Annotated in this window: 1 protein-coding gene (running past one end of the window); it reads right to left on the bottom strand. The window is 37.4% G+C overall.

Annotated features, from left to right (window positions below; genetic code table 11):
• Nucleotides 1-26679: the 5' portion of a Calx-beta domain-containing protein gene (locus tag ACXR6G_RS12880; RefSeq protein WP_458361842.1), read on the bottom strand. 1380 nt of this gene lie to the left of the window's left edge; only the first 26679 of its 28059 coding nucleotides appear in the window; the start codon lies at nucleotides 26677-26679; its stop codon lies beyond the left edge, outside the window.

Raw genomic sequence — 26679 nt, 5'->3', positions numbered from 1 at the left:
ATCTAGCTCATAATTATCATCAATCGCAATTGGCAGATCGTTAACTGAATTAATGCTTATTGTAACTGTTGCAGTATCTTGATCACCATCGGAATCTTCCAAAGTATAAGTGAAAGTATCCGTTCCAAAGTAATCTGGATTTGGTGTATAGATATAAGTTCCATCGGAATTTACAACAACATTTCCATTCGCTGGATTGGTATTAGCAACAACAACTACTGGATTGTTTATGAAATCTTCATCATTGGCGAATAAATCACCAGTGCTAATCTCATCCTCATTAATGGTATCAAAATCATCCTTGGCAATTGGATCGTAATCCAACGGATCGACAACAATATTTACTTTTGCTGTTGATTCGTCACCATCGATATCCTTTAAGGTATATTCAAATGAATCATTACCAAAATACCCTGTATTTGGAGTGTAAGTAAATGATCCATCAGGATTAATCATCAACACACCATTTGCAGGATTCGTATTTGTTAGCACAACTACTGGAATATCAACTAATCGTTCATCATTATCAAACACATTACCACTAATCGAAGAATCTTCCTTCAACCATAGATTATCATCTACTGCCAATGGTGTATCACTTATCTGAGTAACTGTAATTATCACACTTGCTTCATCACACTTTTGAATTAGTGGAGCAACAGGATCATCACAAACCTGATAAGTAAAGCTTATATCTCCAAAGAAATCGGCATTTGGAACGAATGTGAATGTTCCATCTGCATTGAATATCAAACTTCCGTTGCTGTTTGCTGAACCACCATCAACAAGAGTGTAAATGAAGTTATCAGGCGTATTGTCCGGATCAAAATCAATTCCGTTACCGTTGTCTAACTTAACATCTCCACTTAATGGCGTATCTTCATCCATTGTAAATAAATCATCTTCAGCTACCGGATCATCGTTTACTGCCTCAACAGTAATTGTAAATGTTTGTACTTCCGATGTATCATCACCACCATTAGCAACTCCTCCATCGTCAGAAATGTAAACGCTTACAGTTGCCATTCCAAACATATGGTTTGCTGGTGTGAAACTTAAGTTTCCAGAAGCATCCAATGTTGGTTGAGCACTAAACAATGTGAAATTATCATTTATAATGTGTAAGGTCAAAGCCTGTCCTGCTTCATTAACAGGTCCTATTGATTGTGAATCAATTTGCCCATTAATAACAAGCATTCCAATATCTTCACTTACTTCAATGTCTTTTGGACTCATCAAGCTAAATGATGGTTCGTCATTCACTGCTGTGATAGAAATATTCATTGTATAGGTTTCAAAACTATATGCAATTCCATCGAACACTTTAAACTCGAATGAATCGTAGTTGATTCCATTCTCATTAGTAAGCGGCATGAATTTCAAATTAGAAATATCAGTATTTGCTATCTCCAAACCAGTAATAACAGGCAAGTTATTGAATTCTAAAGAACCTATCGATTCTGTACTTACGATCTTAATCCCTTCAAAATTGTCAGCCTCGGCATCTGAATAATTAGCAGAGAAGTTTGATTCAGAAAAACTCAATTCTTGATCTTCCAGGCCAGTTATACTTTCGTTATTTGCTGTTGGGAAATCATTAATTGTGATTGAAATTTCATCGTAAACATCAGAACATGCACCTGTTCCCAAACCTGTAGCAGTCATTCGAATCACTACATTACTGGTTGTAGATGGTGTAAATACAGGATTCAATGCATTAGCATCATCAAAAGTTCCTCCTGTGCTTGACCAGATAATAACTGCATAATTCTCAGCTGTTGCACCACTAACAGAATAAATTTCACCTTCGTTAATTAAAGCAGTTTCTACACCTGCATCTAGTATAACTGCTTGCCAAATCTTAAGTGTCATCACATCGCTATCAGTTCCACTAATTCCAGAAACACTCAAAGTCAATTGAACTTCGCCATTTGTTCTGTCTGCTTCACCAGGATTGTAAACTGCATTCAAGATATTTGCATCAGTAAACGTACCTGAACCATTCGTTGTCCAGATATATGTACTCGCATTGTTTTGACTTGCATCACTTAAAGCATAATCTGTATCCGAAGAACAAATTTCGGCATCATCCCCTGCATAACAATCAATATCATTATCAATTATTATTGCTGAAGCTGATACTGGTATTCCCAATACAGTGGTAACATCTCCAGAAGTAATTCCTGTCAGACTTACAATAACCGTTTCGGAAACTTCGAACAAATTATCATCTGTTACAAGAAGATCGATTGTGACTGTTTTACTTCCTGCAGGAATAGTAATTGTCCCTGTCAAGCTCGTAAAGTCACTTCCCTCTGTTGCCGTTCCATTTACAGAGTAACTAACAACAGTTGCAACTGTAGATGCTTTACTCAAGGATACTGTGAATTCAGCATTATTTATAGCAGGAGTACCTTCTTGAGCCGTATCATCAGAAGCTACAATTGTTACATCTGTAGAATCATCATCTCCTAAATTCATGTTTGCTGAACTAGTCGTTGATAGAGTTACAGAATTATTTGTAGAATTCAATGTTACAATAAGATCTTCCCCTCCTGATTCAACCAAATCATCATCAATTACCTCAACTGGAATTGTTAGTTCAACTGAATTGGCAGGAATCGTAATTGTTGTACCAAGATTATTAAAATCAGTTCCTTCGGTTGCAATCCCACTCACACTATACGTGATTTCTGTGTCAATATCAATAGGATTTGTAAATGTAAGAGTGAACAATCCGTTAGTTCCTGGCTCACTAGCTTGGGTTGTAACAGCAATACTCACTTCTGAAGAATCATTATCATTAATTGTTCCAGTAGCGTTTCCATCAGCGATAGTTATCTGCTGTGAATTTGTATTACTGACTGTAATCGTAGCAGTAAAAATTTCAGTTGACTCAACTGTCAGATCTCCCAATACCTCAACTGGAATATCAACTGTTGTTGTTCCTGCTAAAATGGTATAAGTCTGATTTGTCTGAGTTGTGAAATCTGTTCCGACTGCACTTGAGTTAGCTGTCGTAAAACTAATCACAATATCACTTTGTGCTGCTCCACTCATTGTGGCAACAAAATTGTGATTCGCATTTACATCACTCTCACTCACGGTGATATCAGAAATACTTATAGTGTAAGCATCATCATCATTAACAGTTGCTATTGCACTGCCTGTTCCGATTGTCACTTGTTGTGCATTCGCATTACTTATTGTAATGTCTGCAGTAAAGCTTTCTTGAGCTTCTGCAATATCGTCACCTAACACCTCAACTGGAATATTCACACTTGTGTTTCCTGCTAAAATGGTATAAGTCTGTCCTGACTGAGCTGTAAAATCTGTTCCAACTGCACTTCCGTTGCTTGTTGTAAAGCTGATCACAACATCTTCTTGTGCTGTACCACTCATGGTCGCCACAAAGTTGTGATTTGCATTAACATCAGTTTCACTTACGGTGATATCTGCAATACTTATAGTGTATGCATCATCATCGTTAATAGTGGCCGTTGTACTTCCAGTTCCGATAGTCACTTGTTGTGCATTCGCATCACTCATTGTGATTGATGCAGTAAAGCTCTCCTGAGCTTCTGCAATATCATCTCCCAATATCGCTACTGGAATGTTCACACTTGTGTTTCCTGCTAAAATGGTGTAAATCTGTGCTGACTGAGCTATAAAATCTGTTCCGACTGCACTTGAGTTTGTTGTTGTAAAGCTGATCACAACATCTTCTTGTGCTGCTCCACTCATGCTAACCACAAAGTTGTAATCAACATTAGCATCTGTTTCACTTATAGTGATATCTGCAATACTGATGGTGTATGCATCATCATCGTTAATCGTTGCTGTTGCATTTCCGGTTCCGATAATCACTTGCTGAGCATTCGTATTACTTATTGTGATTACTGCAGTGAAACTTTCTTGAGCTTCTGCAATATTATCCCCCAATACCGCTACTGGAATTTCAACTGTTGTTGAACCTGCAAGAATCGTATAAGTCTGTGCTGACTGAACAGTGAAATCTGTTCCATTGGCACTTCCATTGCTTGTTGTAAAGCTGATCACAACATCTTCTTGTGCTGTTCCACTCATAGTAGCCACAAAGTTGTGATTCGCATTTACATCACTTTCACTCACGGTGATATTTGCAATACTTATGGTGTAAGCATCATCATCGTTGACTGTTGCTGTTGCACTGCCTGTTCCGATTGTCACTTGTTGTGCATTCGCATTACTGATTGTAATGTCTGCAATGAAACTTTCTGTTGCCTCAGCAATATCATCTCCCAATATCGCTACTGGAATATTCACACTTGTTGAACCTGCAAGAATCGTATAAGTCTGTGCTGACTGAGCTGTGAAATCTGTTCCATCAGCACTTCCGTTGCTTGTTGTAAAGCTGATCACAATATCACTTTGCGCTGCTCCACTCATGGTGGCAACAAAATTGTGATTCGCATTTGCATCACTTTCACTCACGGTGATATCTGCAATACTAATTGTGTAAGCATCATCATCGTTAACTGTTGCTATTGCATTTCCATCAACAATTGTCATTTGCTGTGCATTCGCATTACTTATTGTAATTGCTGCAGTGAAACTTTCTTGAGCCTCTGCAATATCATCGCCTAATACTTCAACTGGAATATTCACACTTGTTAAACCTGCAGTAATCGTATAAGTCTGTGCTGACTGGGCTGTAAAATCTGTTCCAACTGCACTTCCATTTGTTGTTGTAAAGCTGATCACAACATCACTTTGCGCTGCTCCATTCATGCTTACAACAAAATTGTGATTCGCATTTGCATCACTTTCACTCACGGTGATATCAGCAATACTGATGGTGTAAGCATCATCATCGTTAATTGTTGCTATTGCATTTTCAGTTCCGATTGTTACTTGTTGTGCATTCGCATTACTGATTGTGATTGCTGCAGTGAAACTTTCTTGAGCCTCAGCAATATCATCGCCCAATACCGTTACTGGAATGTTCACACTTGTTGAACCTGCAGTAATCGTATAAGTCTGATTTGTTTGAGCTGTGAAATCTGTTCCATCAGCACTTCCGTTACTTGTTGTAAAGCTGATCACCACATCACTTTGTGCTGTTCCATTCATGGTCGCCACAAAGTTGTGATTAGCATTTACATCACTTTCACCTACAGTAATATCTGCAATACTAATTGTATAAACATCATCATCATTAATCGTTGCTGTTGCACTTCCAGTTCCAATAGTTACTTGCTGTGCATTGGCATCACTAATTATAATAGCTGCAGTGAAACTTTCTTGAGCCTCAGCAATATCATCGCCTAATATCGCTACTGGAATGTTCACACTTGTTGAACCTGCAGTAATCGTATAAGTCTGATTTGTTTGAGCTGTTAAATCTGTTCCATCGGCACTTCCGTTGCTTGTTGTAAAGCTGATCACAACATCTTCTTGTGCTGTTCCACTCATGGTCGCCACAAAATTGTGATTCGCATTTACATCAGTTTCACTCACGGTGATATTTGCAATACTGATGGTATAAGCATCATCATCGTTAACTGTTGCCGTTGCACTACCTGTTCCGATAGTTACTTGTTGTGCATTCGCATTACTTATTGTGATTGCTGCAGTAAAGCTTTCTGTTGCCTCAGCAATATCATCTCCCAATATCGCTACTGGAATGTCAACTGTTGTTGAACCTGCAAGAATCGTATAAGTCTGTGCTGACTGAGCTGTGAAATCTGTTCCGACTGCACTTCCATTAGTTGTGGTAAAGCTGATCACCACATCTTCTTGTGCTGTTCCACTCATGGTGGCAACAAAATTGTGATTCGCATTTACATCAGTTTCACTCACGGTGATATCTGCAATACTAATAGTGTAAGCATCATCATCGTTGATAGTTGCCGTTGCACTTCCAGTTCCGATAGTCACTTGTTGCGCATACGCATCACTGATTGTAATGTCTGCAATGAAGCTTTCTTGAGCTTCTGCAATATCATCTCCCAATATCGCTACTGGAATGTTGACACTTGTGTTTCCTGCTAAAATGGTATAAATCTGTGCGGTCTGAGCTGTAAAATCTGTTCCGACTGCACTTGAGTTGCTTGTTGTAAAGCTGATCACAACATCACTTTGTGCTGTTCCACTCATGGTCGCCACAAAATTGTGATTCGCATTTACATCAGTTTCACTCACGTTGATATTTGCAATACTAATTGTGTAAGCATCATCATCGTTAACTGTTGCTATTGCATTTCCATCAACAATTGTCATTTGCTGTGCATTCGCATTACTTATTGTAATTGCTGCAGTGAAACTTTCTTGAGCCTCAGCAATATCATCGCCCAATACCGTTACTGGAATGTTCACACTTGTTGAACCTGCAGTAATTGTATAAGTCTGTGCTGACTGAGCTGTGAAATCTGTTCCGACTGCACTTCCATTGCTTGTTGTAAAGCTAATCACAACATCACTTTGTGCTGTTCCACTCATGGTGGCAACAAAATTGTGATTCGCATTTGCATCACTTTCACTCACGGTGATATCAGCAATACTGATTGTGTAAGCATCATCATCGTTAATAGTTGCTGTTGCACTGCCTGTTCCGATTGTTACTTGTTGTGCATTCGCATCACTCATTGTGATCGCTGCAGTGAAGCTTTCTGTTGTCTCGGCAATGTCATCACCTAACACCTCAACTGGAATGTTCACACTTGTGTTTCCTGCTAAAATGGTATAAGTCTGTGCTGACTGAGCTGTGAAATCTGTTCCGACTGCACTTCCATTTGTTGTGGTAAAGCTGATCACAACATCACTTTGTGCTGTTCCACTCATGGTCGCCACAAAGTTGTGATTCGCATTTGCATCACTTTCACTCACGGTGATATTTGCAATACCAATTGTATAAGCATCATCATCGTTAACTGTTGCTATTGCACTTCCAGTTCCGATTGTCACTTGTTGTGCATTGACATTACTTATTGTAATTGCAGCTGTGAAAGCTTCCTGAGCCTCTGCAATATCATCTCCCAATATCGCTACTGGAATGTCAACTGTTGTTGAACCTGCAAGGATCGTATAAGTCTGATTTGTTTGAGCTGTGAAATCTGTTCCATCGGCACTTCCATTGCTTGTTGTAAAACTGATCACAACATCTTCTTGTGCCTCACCACTCATAGTAGCCACAAAGTTGTGATTCGCATTTGCATCAGTTTCACTCACGGTGATATCTGCAATACTAATTGTATAAACATCATCATCGTTAATCGTTGCTGTTGCACTTCCAGTTCCAATAGTTACTTGTTGTGCATTGGCATCACTAATTATAATAGCTGCAGTGAAACTTTCTTGAGCCTCAGCAATATCATCTCCTAATATCGCTACTGGAATGTTCACACTTGTTGAACCTGCAATAATTGTATAAGTCTGATTTGTTTGAGCTGTAAAATCTGTTCCATCGGCACTTCCATTGCTTGTTGTAAAGCTGATCACAACATTTTCTTGTGCTGTTCCACTCATGGTCGCCACAAAATTGAGATTCGCATTTGCATCAGTTTCACTTACGGTGATATCTGCAATACTGATGGTGTATGCATCATCATCGTTAATCGTTGCTGTTGCATTTCCGGTTCCGATAATCACTTGCTGAGCATTCGTATTACTTATTGTGATTACTGCAGTGAAACTTTCTTGAGCTTCTGCAATATTATCCCCCAATACCGCTACTGGAATTTCAACTGTTGTTGAACCTGCAAGAATCGTATAAGTCTGTGCTGACTGAACAGTGAAATCTGTTCCATTGGCACTTCCATTGCTTGTTGTAAAGCTGATCACAACATCTTCTTGTGCTGTTCCACTCATAGTAGCCACAAAGTTGTGATTCGCATTTACATCACTTTCACTCACGGTGATATTTGCAATACTTATGGTGTAAGCATCATCATCGTTGACTGTTGCTGTTGCACTGCCTGTTCCGATTGTCACTTGTTGTGCATTCGCATTACTGATTGTAATGTCTGCAATGAAACTTTCTGTTGCCTCAGCAATATCATCTCCCAATATCGCTACTGGAATATTCACACTTGTTGAACCTGCAAGAATCGTATAAGTCTGTGCTGACTGAGCTGTGAAATCTGTTCCATCAGCACTTCCGTTGCTTGTTGTAAAGCTGATCACAATATCACTTTGCGCTGCTCCACTCATGGTGGCAACAAAATTGTGATTCGCATTTGCATCACTTTCACTCACGGTGATATCTGCAATACTAATTGTGTAAGCATCATCATCGTTAACTGTTGCTATTGCATTTCCATCAACAATTGTCATTTGCTGTGCATTCGCATTACTTATTGTAATTGCTGCAGTGAAACTTTCTTGAGCCTCTGCAATATCATCGCCTAATACTTCAACTGGAATATTCACACTTGTTAAACCTGCAGTAATCGTATAAGTCTGTGCTGACTGGGCTGTAAAATCTGTTCCAACTGCACTTCCATTTGTTGTTGTAAAGCTGATCACAACATCACTTTGCGCTGCTCCATTCATGCTTACAACAAAATTGTGATTCGCATTTGCATCACTTTCACTCACGGTGATATCAGCAATACTGATGGTGTAAGCATCATCATCGTTAATTGTTGCTATTGCATTTTCAGTTCCGATTGTTACTTGTTGTGCATTCGCATTACTGATTGTGATTGCTGCAGTGAAACTTTCTTGAGCCTCAGCAATATCATCGCCCAATACCGTTACTGGAATGTTCACACTTGTTGAACCTGCAGTAATCGTATAAGTCTGATTTGTTTGAGCTGTGAAATCTGTTCCATCAGCACTTCCGTTACTTGTTGTAAAGCTGATCACCACATCACTTTGTGCTGTTCCATTCATGGTCGCCACAAAGTTGTGATTAGCATTTACATCACTTTCACCTACAGTAATATCTGCAATACTAATTGTATAAACATCATCATCATTAATCGTTGCTGTTGCACTTCCAGTTCCAATAGTTACTTGCTGTGCATTGGCATCACTAATTATAATAGCTGCAGTGAAACTTTCTTGAGCCTCAGCAATATCATCGCCTAATATCGCTACTGGAATGTTCACACTTGTTGAACCTGCAGTAATCGTATAAGTCTGATTTGTTTGAGCTGTTAAATCTGTTCCATCGGCACTTCCGTTGCTTGTTGTAAAGCTGATCACAACATCTTCTTGTGCTGTTCCACTCATGGTCGCCACAAAATTGTGATTCGCATTTGCATCAGTTTCACTTACGGTGATATTTGCAATACTGATCGTGTATGCATCATTATCTGTAATCGTACCTAAACCTTGTGGTTTAGAAATAGAAACTCCTGATTGTCCATTAACAATTAGATTCGATAAGTTGATGTGATACTCTTCTGTTGCTTCCGCAATAGCGTTTTCAATAATATTAACGGTAAAAGATTGAGTACTACTATTTGTATTACCAAAAGTAAATGTCGTAGTAGATATTGCAGTATAGTCAGAAGGTTCAACTGCTGTTGAATTCGCCGTAGCAAAATCTACAGTATAAGCGTTCTGAACTACTCCCGTTTGAGTAATAGTGAAACTAGCTGTTCCTGCTAATTCATTCACACTAACATCATCGATAGCCAGAGTGGCAAAATCATTGTCTGTTATTATTCCTGTAGCATCAGTACTTGCTCCACCGCCGGATAAAGTAACATCTTGACTGTTATTAATCAGGTTGCTTAAGCGTCCGATTATAGTTTCTGAAGGCTCTACAACATCATCATTAGTTAATGAAACTGTTACAGTTTGGCTATCAGCATTCCCAGCTCCAAAAATAAGAGTTGTTGTACCAACTGCTGTGTAATCGGATCCATCAAATGCACTTCCGTCTGCTGTTTCAAAATCAACAGAAATCACATTTTGAACCGAACGATTTAAAGCAATCGTAAAATCAGCTGTTCCTGTACCTTCATCAACGGTAAATCCTGTAATAGAAAAAATAGCGGCATCATCATCATTAATAGTACCTGTTGCAGTATCTGTTCCAAGTGCAATTTGCTGACCGTTTTTATTTACAATCGCAATCGTACCTATAAAAGATTCTTGGGGTTCATTTACCAAATTACTAATCACAACTACTGGAATATTAACACTTAAATCACCAGGTAGAATGGTATACTCAACCACTGATTGTGCTGTAAAGTCACTACCTGCAATTGCTGTACCTTCAGTTGTTGTAAAACTAATCACTACAGGATACTGAGCAACAATATCCATACTAGCAACAAAGTTATACGCCACATTAGCATCCGCTTCTGAATTTGTAAATCCAGTGAGGTTAATTGCTGTCACCTCATCATCATCAGTTATCGTACCTAAAGCCTGATTATCAGAAATTATTGCACTTCCTGTACTCACAATATTGCTTAAATCGATATGATAAGTTTCTGTTGATTCTGCAATTGCATTATCAATTATAGGGATTGTGATTGCTTCTGTTGCTGAGCTCAATGAACCAGCAGCAAAAGTTACAGTATTCATCACTGCAGCATAGTCATCTGGAGCTTCCGCTGTTACATCATTTGTAGTGAAATTAACAGTTAAAGCATCTTGTATATTACCGGTTAAAGTAAGCGTGAAAACTGCCTCACCACTTGCGATATCCTCAACTACACTTACATCATTAATTGCAATACTTGCCGCCTCATTATCGGTAATGGTTCCTGTTGCCGTTGCATCCGAGATACTAACCAAACCACCCGTAATTCCACTTAATGTAATCGTATAAGTTTCAGTGGGCTCTACAAGGTTATCATCTGTTATGGCAACTGTAAAGATTTTTGTCGTTCCACTTGTTGAACCTGCAGGGAATGTAAGAGTTCCTGAAGATAGAATATAATCAAAACCAACAAGAGCACTTGCATTATCACTTGTAGTATAATCTACAGAAAATTCGTCCTGAATATTTCCTGTTAAGCTTACTTTAAAAGTAGCCAGTCCGCCAGCAACATTTTCCGCAACACTAACATCTGCAATTGCAATACTAGCTGCATCATTATCATTAATTGTGTAAACAGCATTTGCATCTGCAATATTAACCTGCTGACTATTGTCATTTGTCAAGCTAATGGCTGCGTTAAATACTTCCTGAGGTTCCAAAATCTCATCACCTAAAACATCAATAGGAATATTAACTGATTTGCTTCCCGCTGGAATTGTTACAACAGTATTTGCCTGAGAAGTGTAGTCACTACCAGTCAATGCTGTACCATTTGAAGTATCAAATCTTAAAACAACATCATTTTCTGCGGCAATATTATTACTTACCACATAATTGATTGGTTGAGTTCCATTGGTTTCGGTTACCGTTTTATCCTCTAATGTTACTTGCATAACATCATTATCATTGATTGTACTTGTTGCACTAGCTGTAGTAATTTGTACCTGCTGTCCGTTCAATGTATTCAATGAAATTGTTCCGGTAAAAATTTCTGTTGGTTCAGCTATAATATCACCTAATATTGGTGTAACGATATTGGTTACTCCAGTTGTTTCTGAAGGTAATGTAACAGCTACATCTGTTAGCTGAGTATAATCACTTCCTTGTTTCGCAGAATCATCTGTTGTTGAAAACAATAATACTATTGTTGATTGAGAAGCAATATCTCTGCTTACAAAGAAGTTTTGAACCTGAGAACCATCAGTTTCAGTAAGTGTAAATCCATTCAATACTAAATGAACAATATCATTATCAGTAATGGTTCCTAGTCCCTGATTATCCGAAATACTAAGCCCTGCCTGATTACTCGTGATTAAGCCTGTTAGATTAATATTATAAGTTTCAGTTGCTTCAGCAATAGTATTCTCAATAATGTCAACAGTAAATGTTTGTACATTATTATTTACATCTCCAAAAGTAAGCTGTGTTGAAGTAATTGCATTGTAATCTGTTGGAGACAGAGCTGTAATATCTGCAGTTGAATAATTTACTGTGAAATCATTCTGAACAGTACCTGTAAGTGTTATTGTAAATGTTGCTGTTCCTGCTGATTCGGCAACACTCATATCATTAATTGCCAGAGTAGCCACATCATTATCTATGATAGTTCCTGAAACCTGAGTTGAAACTCCACCTCCTGAGAATGTTACTGCCTGATTTTTTGCATCAACTTTATTGCTAATTGTTCCATAAAAGCTTTCTGTTGGTTCTACGATACTACCATCGAGAATCGTAACTGTGACTGTTTGGACCAATGGGTTTACTGCTCCAAAATTGAGCGCTGTTCCACTAGTACGTGTGACGGATGTATAATCGGATCCTGCCAAAGTGGTATTGTCCGAAGTCGCAAAATCAATCGTAAATGCATCCTGAACAGCCCTATCCATTGTTATGGTGAAATCAGCAGTTCCTGCAGATTCATCAACAGTAAAACCTGTTATTGAAATAACTGCTGCATCATCATTGGTGATGATTCCTGTTCCAACTCCTTGGGTTGCAGAAATACTAATTGCAGGGTCAACGATTCCATTAACTAGTGCATTGCTTAAGTTGATTAAGAAAATTTCATCCAATTCAATTATTTCATCCCCATTAATTGGAATACTAATTGTTTGAACTTCAGAAGCCGTACCTACAAACGTAAGTGTACCTGTCTTATAGTCATAGTCTGAATTTGCAGTTGTTGCAGTATTATCTACTGTTACATAATCAACAGTTACACCTAATTCTACCGGATTACTTAAGCTTACATTGAAAACCAATTGAGTAGATCCTGAGTCACCTTCTACAATAGAAGGATCTGAAATTGATAAGACTGAAGAATCATCATTTTCAATTGTTCCTATTCCTATTTTATTTGCATTATCAATTGTTACATTTCTTCCAGGAGCAATAACAGAACTTAGAACAAGTTCGAAAGTCTCATCAGGCTCCAAAGCAAGATCTCCATTAACTGCCAAGCTTAATGTTTGTGTTTCATTTAATTGATTTCCAACAAAAGGAAGTAATCCTCCAATTGCTGTATAATCAGATGGTGATTTTGCAGTTCCATTTTGAGTATAATAAGAAACAGTATAGGCACCAACAACTTCAGCTCCAGAATGGGTAACAGTAAATACAAAATTGGTAGTTTCTGAATTGGTTTCGAATGCAGTTACATCATTTATGGCTAATACTGCAGCATCATTATCAGCATTGGTAACCGATACATTATCTGGATCATTCACCTTTGCAGGATCTTTATAAATAGGATCGCTCGTATTGGTTCTATCAACAGTTAAGTTTATAGAATAGGTGATATCACCATCAACAACAATATCTTCAACACTAGTAACCGTTATTGTTTGAGGGCTATTCCAATCTGTATGATCAAAAGTAAGTTGAGTATTATCAATTGTTCCTTCACTTGCATCACCACTTACCAAATCAACAATTACATTATAATTAATTGCATCAGTAGCAGGTTTACTTGTTAACACAACTGTAAAAGTAGCTGTACTTGGAGCAGTTTCACTTGTAGATAATGTTAATGGTGTTACAACAAAGCCTGCCGTATCATTATCAACATTGTTCATACTTGCATCATCAACCACTAAATTGCTGTATTTTGGATCTGTGGATGAAGTATTTCCTGTAATGATGCTGTAATCTACGTCACCATCATCAATATCATCATCCACTCCATTAATTGTTACAGTTTGAGCTGTATCCCAATCGGCAGAGGTAAATATAAATGTTGTAGAACCCAAAACGGCGCCTTCAGTTGAATCATCACTTGAAACAGTAATGCTTACATCTTGAGTTGGTTCTGTATTTAAAACGACACTAAATGAACCTGTACTGCCATCTTCACCTGTTATATTATCGTTTACAGTAACAGCTACTCCAGCCGTATCATTATCCTGATTTACTGCAGCAACAACTGTCGATTGAGATTCCTCATATCCGGAAGCATCATCAGTTCCTGCCTTATTAATGGATAATGTTACATTATAATTAATATCATCATCGGCTACATCATCATTAACACCTGTTACACGAATAGTTTGGGCTATATTCCAATTGGAAGCATCAAAGGTCAATTGACCTTTATCAGGAGTTCCTTCTCCAGCATCATTACTAACAACATCAATTATAACAGTACCTGTAGGAGCAGATTTTAAAAGAACTGTAAATTCTTCATAAGCTAAGTTCTCGCTTGTAGTGATATTAGTTTTATTAGCAATAATAGATTCACCACTTGCATTTACAGTAATCGTAAAGGCGCATAACACTGAACTACCCGCAGCATCAATCGCATGATAATTAACTGTAGTAGTACCTATATTATAATTGAATCCATTTACAGGATTAGTTGTTCCACTAATCGGACTGTTAACGGTACCTGTTCCGGTTGTTGCACCCGTTAACTCCCAATCAAGCTGAGTAACTTCACAGTTGTCATCATAAGTTGAAACTGGAATATCCGAAACTGTTACAAAAGTATCTCCACTTACAGCAAGTTTCGAAATATTTGCTGGACATGATGTAAATTCTGGATTCTCATCATCAGAAACCACAACATCAAAGTTTGTTACTCTATCCGCATTTCCATGATTATCAGAAGCGGTCCAAGTAACTGTAGTTCTACCTTTAGCAAAGGCAATCCCATTTAAAGTACTTCCTGTTCCAGTTGTAGCACCAGATAAAACATACGACATGGTACTTACGGTTCCACAATTATCTATTGGATTCCATGTGTCATCACCGTGTACATAGGTACAGGCAACAGCCGTATTTACATTTCTATCTGTTAAATCATCAACAGTTGGTCCTTGATCATCAACAACGGTAAGAGTTGACGAACAAGTTGCTTTAAGACCTGCTGCATCTGTTACTTCAAGATAAATTATTTGGACTGACAGATCACTACATTCATATGCAAGAGAAGTTGCATAACCAGACAATTCCGCTTTTGAAATTTCAAGCGAAATAGAGCAATTGTCAATGGATACATTATCAATATTAGCAGGAACTACAGTTGCATTACCCGATCGATCAAGAGAAACAGTAAAATCTTTACAGATTGCTGTAGGATTGATAATATCCTGAACAGTTACTGTTGCATCACATGTTGAAGAGTTACCATTTACATCGGTAACAGTTAGAGTAACTGTATTACTTCCTAAATCGCTACAAGTAAAATTGTATTTACTTAAGCTTAATGAAGCAACTCCACAATTGTCTGATGATCCATTATCAATATCAGCATTGATAATAGAAGCATTTCCAGATGCATCTAATTGAATTGTTTTGTTTTGACAAAGAGCTGTTGGCACTACATTATCTTGTATGGTGACTACTGATATACAGCTTGATACATTTCCATTATTATCAGTAACTGTAAGAGTTACCGTATTGGCTCCAATATTTACACAAGTAAAGCTAGAAACATCAATACTTCTTGATGCAATACCACATGCATCGTTTGATCCATTATCAATATCATTTGTAGTAATACTCGCATTTCCAGATGCATCTAACTGTACCGTTTTATCCTGACAAATTACCGTTGGATTTACATTATCCTCAATAGTAATTGTTGATGTACAAGAAGAACTATTACCATTATCGTCGGTAACAGTTAAAGTAACTATATTTGGACCAATATTAGTACAATCAAAAGTCGAGATATCTAAACTCATATTGATTCCACAAGCATCAGAAGAGCCATTATCAACCTGAGAAGGCGTAATTGATGCATTTCCACTGGCATTGAGCTGAACGGTTATGTTCTTGCAGGCTGCAACTGGGTCAATAAGATCCTGAACCGTAACTGCAGATGTACAGATTGCAGTATTCCCATTGTTATCAGTAACGGTTAGAGTAACCGTATTAACACCAATATTCGTACAATCAAAAGTCGATTTATCAATACTCAAAGAAGAAATACCACAAGCATCATTGGATCTATTGTCCAAATCAGAAGCAATAATCGTTGCATTTCCATCAACATCTAATTGAATGCTTATGTTTTGACAGATGGCCGTTGGAGCAATATTATCTTCAACTGTTAGAGTCGATGAACAAGTTGAAATATTCCCATGTTCATCTTCAACTGTTAATGTTATAGGTTGAGTTCCGACATCTGCACAAGTTAAGTTTGTTTTACTTAGGCTTAGTGTTACCGAACCACAAGCATCATTAGAACCATTATCAATATTAGATGTAGAAAGTGTTGCACTGCCAAAAGCATCAAGTTGAGCTGTGAAATTCTGACAAATAGCTACCGGATCAACATTATCTTCAACCAATACTGTGGCTGTACATTGAGAGCTGTTACCATTATCATCGGTAACTGTTAAGGTAACCGTATTGTTTCCGATATTGGAACAATCGAAACTTGTTTTGTCTAAACTTAGATTAACACCACAGGCATCAGTAGAATTATTGTTTATTTGAGCTGGTGTAATCGTAGCGTTTCCTGTTCCGTCTAACTGTACAGTTATATTCTGGCAAATTGCCACAGGGTTAATATTATCAACAATAGTAATTGTTGTGGTGCATTCATCGTAATTCCCCTGAGGGTCGGTGACTCTTAAAGTAACCGAATTTGACCCAATATCAGTACAATCAAAAGTATTTGGAGTTACAGTTTTAGTTAGGTTACAATTATCTGATGAGCCAACGGATAAATTATCGATGTCTGTTCCTGATAAAGTATAATTTCCTAAAGCATCCAAGTTTATTGTGATTGGATTACATACTGCATTTGGATCGATATGATCTTCAACTGTAACAGTTGCATTACAAGTCGATGAATTGCCATTAATATCTGTAACAGTAAGTACTACTACATTAGCACCTACATCAGAACAATCAAAAGTGATTTGCGATGCAGAAACACTTTGGATTCCACATGCATCAGTCGAGCCAGCATCCAACTGACTTGCCAAAATACTTGCTTGACCAAGAACGTCTAATTGAACTGTTATATTATTACATATCGCATTAGGCGGTGTTGCATCTTCTAATACAACAACTGCGGTATTACAAGTTGAAATATTACCCTGATTATCGGTTACAGTTAATAAAACTGTATTATTACCAACATCATTACAAGAGAAACTATTAGGTATTACTTCCATTGAAGCAATTCCCGATGGATCAGAAGATCCACTTCCAATAGCATTGATATCATCTGTATCCAAAGAATAGTTACCTGAGGCATTTAACTGTACAGTAACACTGTTACAATTTGCAGTTGGTACTTCTTCATCAATAACTTTAACCAAATATCTTCCTGTATTTGTATTACCATGGTTATCGGTTCCAGTCCAAACAACTTCATGTGTACCAATTGCAAATTGTACACCTTCAATACTAGTCGTTAGATCTGTTCCTACTTCTCCTGCTCCTTCAACATTGTAAGTTATTATCGTAGCATCACAATTATCTGTTACAAGCGGATTCCAATTGTCTCCTGCTATCACAGTATAATATCCTTGTCCTAGATCTGTATTTCTTGTTTGATTTGCGACCGTAGTTACGCTTGGATTTTCCACGTCAGAAATAGTAAACACTGTGGTACAAGTCGCACTAACATTATCGTCTAAATCATACAAGCGCCATATTACCGTTGTTGTTGGTTCAGAAACTGTTCCAACTGGAATAAACACACCCGCTAAAGTTGTTGTTAAATCTGTTCCTACTTGGGAACCTGAACCTATTTGATAGGTTAATTTTTTCAGCCCATTATTATCTGAGAAGCCATAAGGATCAACTTCGGCGCCAGGTACATCAAATGAACAAGCTCCAATATCTGCATTTTCAGCAACTGTTGAACTTGGGCAATTTGAAATTACAGGTATTTCATTATCCGAAACAATAACTTGAATTGGACAGCTCACAAAATTTCCAGTCATATCTATGGCTGTCCAAATTACATCGGTTGTACCCACTGGGAATGTTGCATTCGCGAGAGTATTACTATTGGTGTAATTATTACTGATAGTCGCAGAACAATTGTCACTAAATGTTGGGTTAAATTCATTTCCTTGAGCCAAATAATATGATTCTCCGGTATCTGTATTTCTATTAAATGGAGAACTTGATGGACACGTTATTGTTGGATTCTCATTATCTTCGACAATAATGTTGAAAGTATATGTAAATTGATTTCCTTTCTCATCAACTGCCATATATGTAACCTCTGTAGTTCCCACATCAAAAATTCCTCCTGAACCAGCATCGGCAGGACTGATAGTTACTGTAATATCTCCAGCAGCAGTTACATTATCAAGAAATTCAGGAGCTGTATAATTTACTACCACATTACATGCACCAGATGTTTGTGCAATCGTATTGGTAGGTTCTGTATCTACGTATGGATTCTCTGTATCAACTACGTATGCATAGAATTTAGCTTCACTTCTATTTCCCTTATCATCTTCGGCAAACCAAGTAATTGTATTTTCTCCCATTTGTAATTGGGTTCCTGCTAATGAGGCTACCGAGAACTCATTTACCAATTTAGTTACAATTCCACAATTATCAGCTGAAGTTACATCGTCAAATTCCAGACCTTGTACTGTATAGTAATTCTTATGAAAATCGGTACTCCTGGTCTGATTCCCTGGTACGGCAATAACTGGAGCCTCTTGATCTTCAATTGTTAGAAGAAATGAACAGGAAGCTTCGTTTCCATTTGCATCGGTTACTGTCCATGTTATTACAGTTTCTCCTGTTTCTCCAGCTCCAAAACCTCTTGAAATTTCAATTCCTGACAAAGTATTCGAACCGGTTCTTTCTAAATTAGTTTCAGCATCAATAAAACTCCAAACAACTGAAGCTATTTTGCAATTATCACTAAATGCTGTTGGATCAAATTCATTACCTAAAACACGATATGAACAATTTCCGGCATTGGTGTTTCGCGTTTGATTAGCAATACACGAAATTATTGGAATAACATCGGTTACAACAACATTAAATATACAGGTTGATTCATTATCATTATTATCAATTGCAGTATAAGTAACTGCAGTTGTGCCTACATCGAACAAACTCCCAGGAGAGTGAGTTGAAGTAAAACTCTTAACTCCACTACAATCGTCGGTAGCAGACAGTGCTGGCCAATTTGCAATTGCCTGACAATTTTCGCCAGATGCTTGCACGGTAATTGTAGAAGGACAGTTAGAAATCACGGGTCCTTCATTATCAACCACAGTAACTGTTTGATAGTGGACAGTAATATTTCCAGCCTCATCTCCAATGGTCCAACGAACTTTAGTTGTTCCAATTAAAAACGGAATTGGAGCGTCATTACTAATCACTAAGTCAATTATTGGCGTACAATTATCTGTTACAAGCGGATTTGATAAAATTGTTGTACTGATACAAGTATTTGGATCAATATTTACAATAACATCAGCAGGTAATGGACTAATAACAGGAGCTACGTTATCGCTTATTGTAACCTGATGGCTACATGTATTTGTATATTCACTTCCTCCAATGTTTTGTCTTGCTGTCCAGGTAATTGTTAAAATTCCCTTTGGGAAAACAGCACCATCAAGAGTTGTGTTATTTGGAGCATAAGGCAATACTCCTGAATCAGTAGTTTGCACATTATGAGTTAATGTTCTTCCAGCAATTATGGATAAATTAGCAAATTGTGCATCCAAATTACTTCCAGAGTTTGTATAAGAACAAGAATTACTTGCTGTATATTCAATTAAATTTGAAGGGCAATCTAAGATTGGATCAAAAGAATCAACTATCGTTACATTAACAGTACAGTTATCAGAATTACTAGAAATGTCAGTAGCTGTCCAAACAATGGCATGATCTCCTATTGATAATTGTACGCTATTTAGATTTCCAGAGTTATTCTTATCATTAACATATGATGTAAGATTACAATTCTCGTCAACATCTGGCTCAAACTCTGTACCAACAACGGTATAGTATATTACTTGAGAATTATTAAACTCTCTATAATGTGTAGATACAGGACAAGTAATAACAGGCGGAATATTATCAACCACCGTAACAAGCTGTGTATGACTAACAACATAACCACGAGAATCTCTTGCAGACCAATAAACATTAGTTACTCCAGCATCAAAATTGTTGCCAGATGGTGTTCGTGAATAAACAATATCTACAGGAGCATCACAATTATCCGTTCCGGTTGGTATTCCTAAATCGACACCAGTAGCTGTACAAGATCCACTATCAACATTAGCAGAAACACCTGCCGGCCAATTAATTGATGGTGCCTGATTATCAATTACAGTAATGGTATAAGTACAACAATTATTTACATCTGATCCATCAGTTGCTGTCCAAATAATATCAGTTACCCCTTTAGAAAGTATTGCTCCGTCAAGCGTATTTGTATTAGGAGCATATGGCGTAATTCCTGAATCTGCTGTTTGAATATTGTGACTTAAAGTAGCTGGAGAGGTAACATCCAATCCTGTACCTGAAACTGTGTAAGTACATACTCCAGCATCAGTATTTACTCGCGCATTTTCACGACAAGCAACAGATGGTGGATCATCATTATTAACAGTTACTGTGATTGTACAAGTAGAAACATTATCAACATTATCAGTAACAGTCCAAACAATATTGTTTACACCAACTGGAATTTGTGCACCACTTAAAGAAGAAGTTCCATTAAAATCATTCACCACACTCTTAATTCCTGAGCAATCAGTATTATAGTAAGGACCAAATTCATTACCATTGGCTGTGTAATAAGATTGTCCTACATCCACCTGACGACACAAATCTGAAGGCGACGGACAATCAATATAAGGAGCATCATCATCAAAAACTGTTACTTTTTGCGATGCCGATGATATATTTCCATGAGTATCCCTTACTCTCCATGTTACTATATTCTCACCAATATAATAAGATGATCGGGCATCATTTTGTATCCAACTAATCCCACAATTATCAGAGGTAGTTGGAGTTCCTAGGGATACACTATTAGCATAACAGCCAGAGTTCGTATTTACTGTAATATCAGCAGGTGCTGTAATTGATGGGAACTCATCGTCTCTAACAGTTACATAAAAACTACAAGAATTTGAATAATTTTGTCCATCAACTGTTCGGGATGCAGTCCAAGTAACCAGTGTTGTTCCTTGAGGAAATACAGCACTGCCAAGCGACGATAAATTGTTAAAGTCATTTACCAAAGTGGCACCATCGGTCGTCGAGCTAGCATCAAATTGAGTTCCAACAGTTATATAACTACATTGTCCTGTCGTATTTGATACAGACTGATCCCCCACACATGTAATTGCAGGATACAAATCGTCTACAATATTAATATTTACAGTACAAGTTGTTGTATTGCCTGTTACATCTAGGGCAGTCCAAATGATTGCGTGTGTACCTGGATTTAATTGTTCTCCGGTAAAACTTGATGTCCCATTTAAATTGTTAGTATAAGTAAACGAACAGTTATCAGAAGCCACAGGCTTAAATTCACCATTCCCAACTGTGTAGTATGTCTTTCCCTGATCCACCACTCGTAAATAATCATCTATTGGACAATCAATAACCGGATCAGTATCATCAACAACTGTTATTTGAATTGTCTTTTTTTGCTCATTTCCAAAATAATCAGCTACTGTCCACTCAACATCAGTTACACCAACTGGAAATTGCTCATAAGCCAATGTTTTATAATTATTCCAATTGTTCGTGATAGAGAAATTATCAGGCGTACAATTATCTACAATTCCCTGAGGATCGAACTCGGTTCCTAACGCTACATAAAAACAATTACTTGCAGACGCTGATCTGGATTCATTTGCAGATAAAGTGTAGGTAGGTTTTGCAATATCATTTACAGTAACCTGATACTGTATGATTGAAATATTACCTGCAGCATCTGTAGCCTTCCATGCCACTATGCTTACACCAACTTGAAATTCAAAATCTGCTAAAGTTGATGTATTGTTTTGATTGTTGACCAAAGTTAAAGTGGTACAATTATCGGTAGCAATTGGGTCAAACTCTGTTCCAACAGTTTTATACGAACACTTATCAGCTGGAGCATCTTTGGTTTGGTTGACAATTGTAGTAATCACTGGCACAGATAAATCAGCCACAGTTATTTTAAAACTACAAGTTTGGCTATTTCCACTTTGATCAGAAACAGTCCAAACAACATCATGGACTCCACCTACTAAAGTAACTCCAGCTAAACTTGTTGATGCGCCTCCCGATGTTCCATTTAAAGTATATGAAATCGTTAAATCGTTTAACCCATCACAATTATCAGTCAATTCTGTTGGATCGAACTCAGTTCCAATAATTACATACTCGCATGCATCAATAGGCATTTCTCTTGTTTCATTTCCATAACAAACAAATGATGGAGCTTGATTATCGGAAATAGTAATATCAAATAGCGTAGATACTACAGTATTGCCATTTACATCTGAAAGAGTCCAGACAACGACATAAGAGTGAGCGTTATCTTTTGGTAACTGCAAATTAGACAATGTGTTATTACCAGTAAAAACACTAAGTCCATTTTTTGTAATTTCATAGGTTGGTATCGCGGCATTACAATTATCTGCGACATTTCCCAAGTCAAAATCAGTTCCGGAAATGGTGTAATAACACTGCCCTGGGTCTGTATCAAAATTATAAGAATATGAATTTATAGGATCACCGTTAGGTTGGGTAAATGTTGGATCCTGATTATCTTCAACTTTTATATAAACAGTACATGTTGAGGTGTTATTACCATCTGTAGCTGTCCATTCAATTGCATGTACTCCAGTAGGTATTTGTTTTCCTTCCAAAGTTGATGTTCCATCAAAATCATTCGTCAACATCAAACTACACTCATCTGTAGCTGTTGGATTAAACTCTAATCCTTGTACTGTATAAAAACAAACACCAATATCAGCAAGCCTTTCAAAGGGTGAAAGCTCTGTACTTGAAGGACAAGTCAGGTCAGGTGGTGTTTGGTCAGCTACTGTAATATTAAAAGACATGTCAGTAACAAGACCAACTGCATCGGTTGCACGATATTTTATCTGAGTTGTTCCAGGAGAGAAAGTACTTCCACTAGCTGGCCCTTGAATTCTAGTCATACTAACTCCAGAACAATTATCGGTAAACGATGGTGCTGACCAAGATACAATAGCTTCACATTGTCCAAGGTCTACATTCTGTACAATGTCGGAGGTTTGCGAAATAACTGGAGCATCATCATCAACCACAGTAGCCTGAAAAGTTCTAGTACTACTGTTAACTCCATCACTAGCTGTCCAAACAACAGAATTTGTTCCTTTCGAAAATACGACTCCATCCAAACTACTAGCATTAACAGCTGTTCCTCCATTAATAGAATAAGTTTGAGAACTTAAAGCACAATTATCTGTAATAGTCACATCAAATTCCCCACCTGTTACCGTATATCCACAATCAGTATTGGTTCCTCTATTTTTATTTGTAGTTGCAGATATTATTGGCGCCTGATTATCGATTACTGTAATTGTAAAAGTTAATGCACTTGATGTTACATTATTACTTGCATCTGTTGCAATCCAGGAAATTAAATTGTCTCCTTTATTTAAATATTGTGATGCTAATGTTCCATCACCACTTAAATCAGTTGCTCCACTAATTACATAAGAAAATATTTCACCTCCACAATTATCTGCAACAATAGGGTCAAATTCTGCACCATTTACAGTGTAAAAACAATCACCCGAATTTGTATTTACTGATTTTGAAACAGTTCCAGATGTAGTTGTTACACTAGGAGTTGTATTATCAATAACAGTAATATTGGCATTACAAGTACTCTCATTACCCGCGGCATCTTTTACTATTAAGTTTACCGCATTTACTCCAATCTCAGAGCAACTAAATGACGTTTTACTCAGAGACATGATCAAATTTTCAGCATCCGTACAATTATCTGAAGAATTATCATTTACATCACTTGGAAGAAGACTTGCAATACCAGATTCATTCAAATAAATAGTTACAGGTTTACAAACTGCAATTGGAGCCTCGTTATCACTAACACTTACAACAAAAGAACAAACAGCACTTGTATTTCCTGCTTCATCAGTTAATATGTAGGTAACTGTTGTATTTCCAACAGGAAAACTTGAGCCTGAAGTATGTGATTTATTCCAGCTTAAAGTTCCAATACAATTATCAGAGCCAGTAGGCTCAGTCCAGCTAGCAGTTCCAAAGCAAGTTCCTTCATTTGTATCTACCGAAATATCTGCAGGACAATTCGCAATAATAGGTTTTTGATTATCCGTAACTGTAACTGTAAAACTACATGTGCTACTTACATTTACTTTTTCATCTGTTGCTGTATATGTAACTGTTGTTTCTCCAACCGAAAATTCGTCGCCAGGAGCGTGAGATTTTGTCCAAACCAAATTCGATGTTGACGTACAATTATCTGTCGCTGTTGGCTCGGTCCATGAAACATTTGCTGTACAAACTCCAGCATCACTTGTTCTTACAATACTTGAAGGACAATTACTTATAATTGGTTTTTCAGTATCATTTACTGTTATAGTAAAACTCTCAGCATGTGTTCTTGCTGCTGCATCGCTCGCTATATAAGTAATTGTTGTTACTCCAACTGGGAAAACAGATCCACTTGCAAGTCCGACAGATTGGCTTATGCTATGTCCTATGCAATTATCGGAAGAAGTTGGTGCAATCCAGTTAACTGTCGCACCACAAACACCAGAGTCGTTATTGACTACAATGTTATCAGGTAAACTTACAATTTCAGGATCTTCGGTATCTGTAATATTAATTGTAAAGCTTTCAGTTTTGATTAAACCAGCAGCATCGGTAGCTGTATATGTTATAGTAGATGTTCCAATAGGAAAAGTAGATCCACTTGCATCTCCGGCAGTTTGGAATATAGAGTGCCCTGAGCAATTGTCGTTTGAATTTGGTTCTATCCAGCTTACAATAGCTCCACAAACACCTGCATCATTCGTTTTGTTGATATCTGCTGGTAAATTTTCAATTACTGGATTTTGATTATCAGTAACAGTAATGGTAAAACTTTCATCAGTTGTTCTTCCCGCTACATCGGTTGCAGTATAAGTAATAGTCGATTCACCAACTGGAAATGTAGAACCTGATGGATCACCAATAGTTTGAGCAATACCAAATCCTGTACAGTTATCGTCAGCCGTTGGTTGGGTCCAACTTACAACAGCGCCACAATTTCCATTATCATTATTTATGGCAATATTTTCTGGTAAATTGATAATCTCAGGATCCTGCAAATCAACCAAAGTAACCTGAAAGACACAGCTTCCTTGATTCCCACTTTCATCCTCTGCCAAAATTGTTACATTTTGGATTATCCCATGACCTCCACTTATTTGGGTACCAGCGATAGGTGATTGACTATAGGTAATATTTCCTTCAAGACTACAATTATCAATTGCTACCACACTTAAAGATGAAATATAATCTGGCAATATAGCATCGCATGCATTGTTAGCCATTGCTAAATCCTGATTTCCCGGACAATTGGAAAATACAGGTGCAGTATTATCATTTACTGTTATGGAATAAGACCATTGTGCTGTATTTCCACTTGCATCTTCAGCGATCCAAACGATATTATTAGCCCCTTTATCTAAAGAGATTCCACTTAAGGATGTTGTATTATCAGTCCCAACTGGTGAACCGCCATTAATAGTATAAGTAAGTAATGTTACTGCACAATTATCTGTTAAAACAGTTGGGTCATAACTATTATCAAGTACAGTATAATTACAAATTGAGCTAGAAGCTGAAACAGTGCTACTGGTTGCAATTCCATTTATACTTGGATTAATATTGTCTTTTACTGTAACAACTGCCACGCATGAATTGAAATTTCCTTCTGCATCGAAAACAGTTAGGCTTACATTATTATCACCTAAATCAGCACAAGTAAAATCAGATTTACTAATTGTTCGGTTTGTGATACCACAATTGTCTGTTGATGAATTGTCCAAATCAGCAGCAACTATACTGGCATTGCCTGAAACGTCAAGGAAGACATCAATATTTTCACATATGGCTATAGGATCTTCATTATCTATTACAATACTTATAGACTGATCAACAGAACATCCCTGATCGCTAACCGCAACTAAGGTATATTGAGTGTCAACATTGATATTACTAACATATGGCAAGTCAGCAATTTTATTTGATTTTGGATTGTCCCATATTTCAATACGAACCTCGCCTGTAGCACTTGCGGTGATATTAAAGTCTAAGCCGGCACAAACCGAAGATAGAGGATTTGTTAAGTTAAGATTGCTTGGTAATGGATGTACAGTGATAGTTTGGGTAGCCGCATCAACAGGTAAATAAGTCCCAAACTTATCCCTAACACTTTCTAAAGAATATATAGTGGTCGATTCCGGGGATATAGCAATGGCATCTCCACCATAAGTTGGACTGTCGGGGTCTCCATCGCTATTATAAGCTGTAACTTCAATAGAAGTTGTTCCTTCCTTGTATACAATCGTATATGGTCCAACACTTGCACCAATAATGACTTGAAGCGAGGAGCTTTCTCCATAGCAAATAGCTTCTACGCCTTTATTGGTTATGAGGGCATCTTGACCGCTTACCTTATTTACAAAGCCAGAGAACAAAAAAATCGTCAACAATAAAAGTGACAT

This window comes from Ancylomarina sp. YFZ004 (assembly GCF_054254355.1).
The sequence above is the reverse complement of the archived record's forward strand: the minus strand, read 5'-3'. Positions and strand labels throughout refer to the sequence as shown.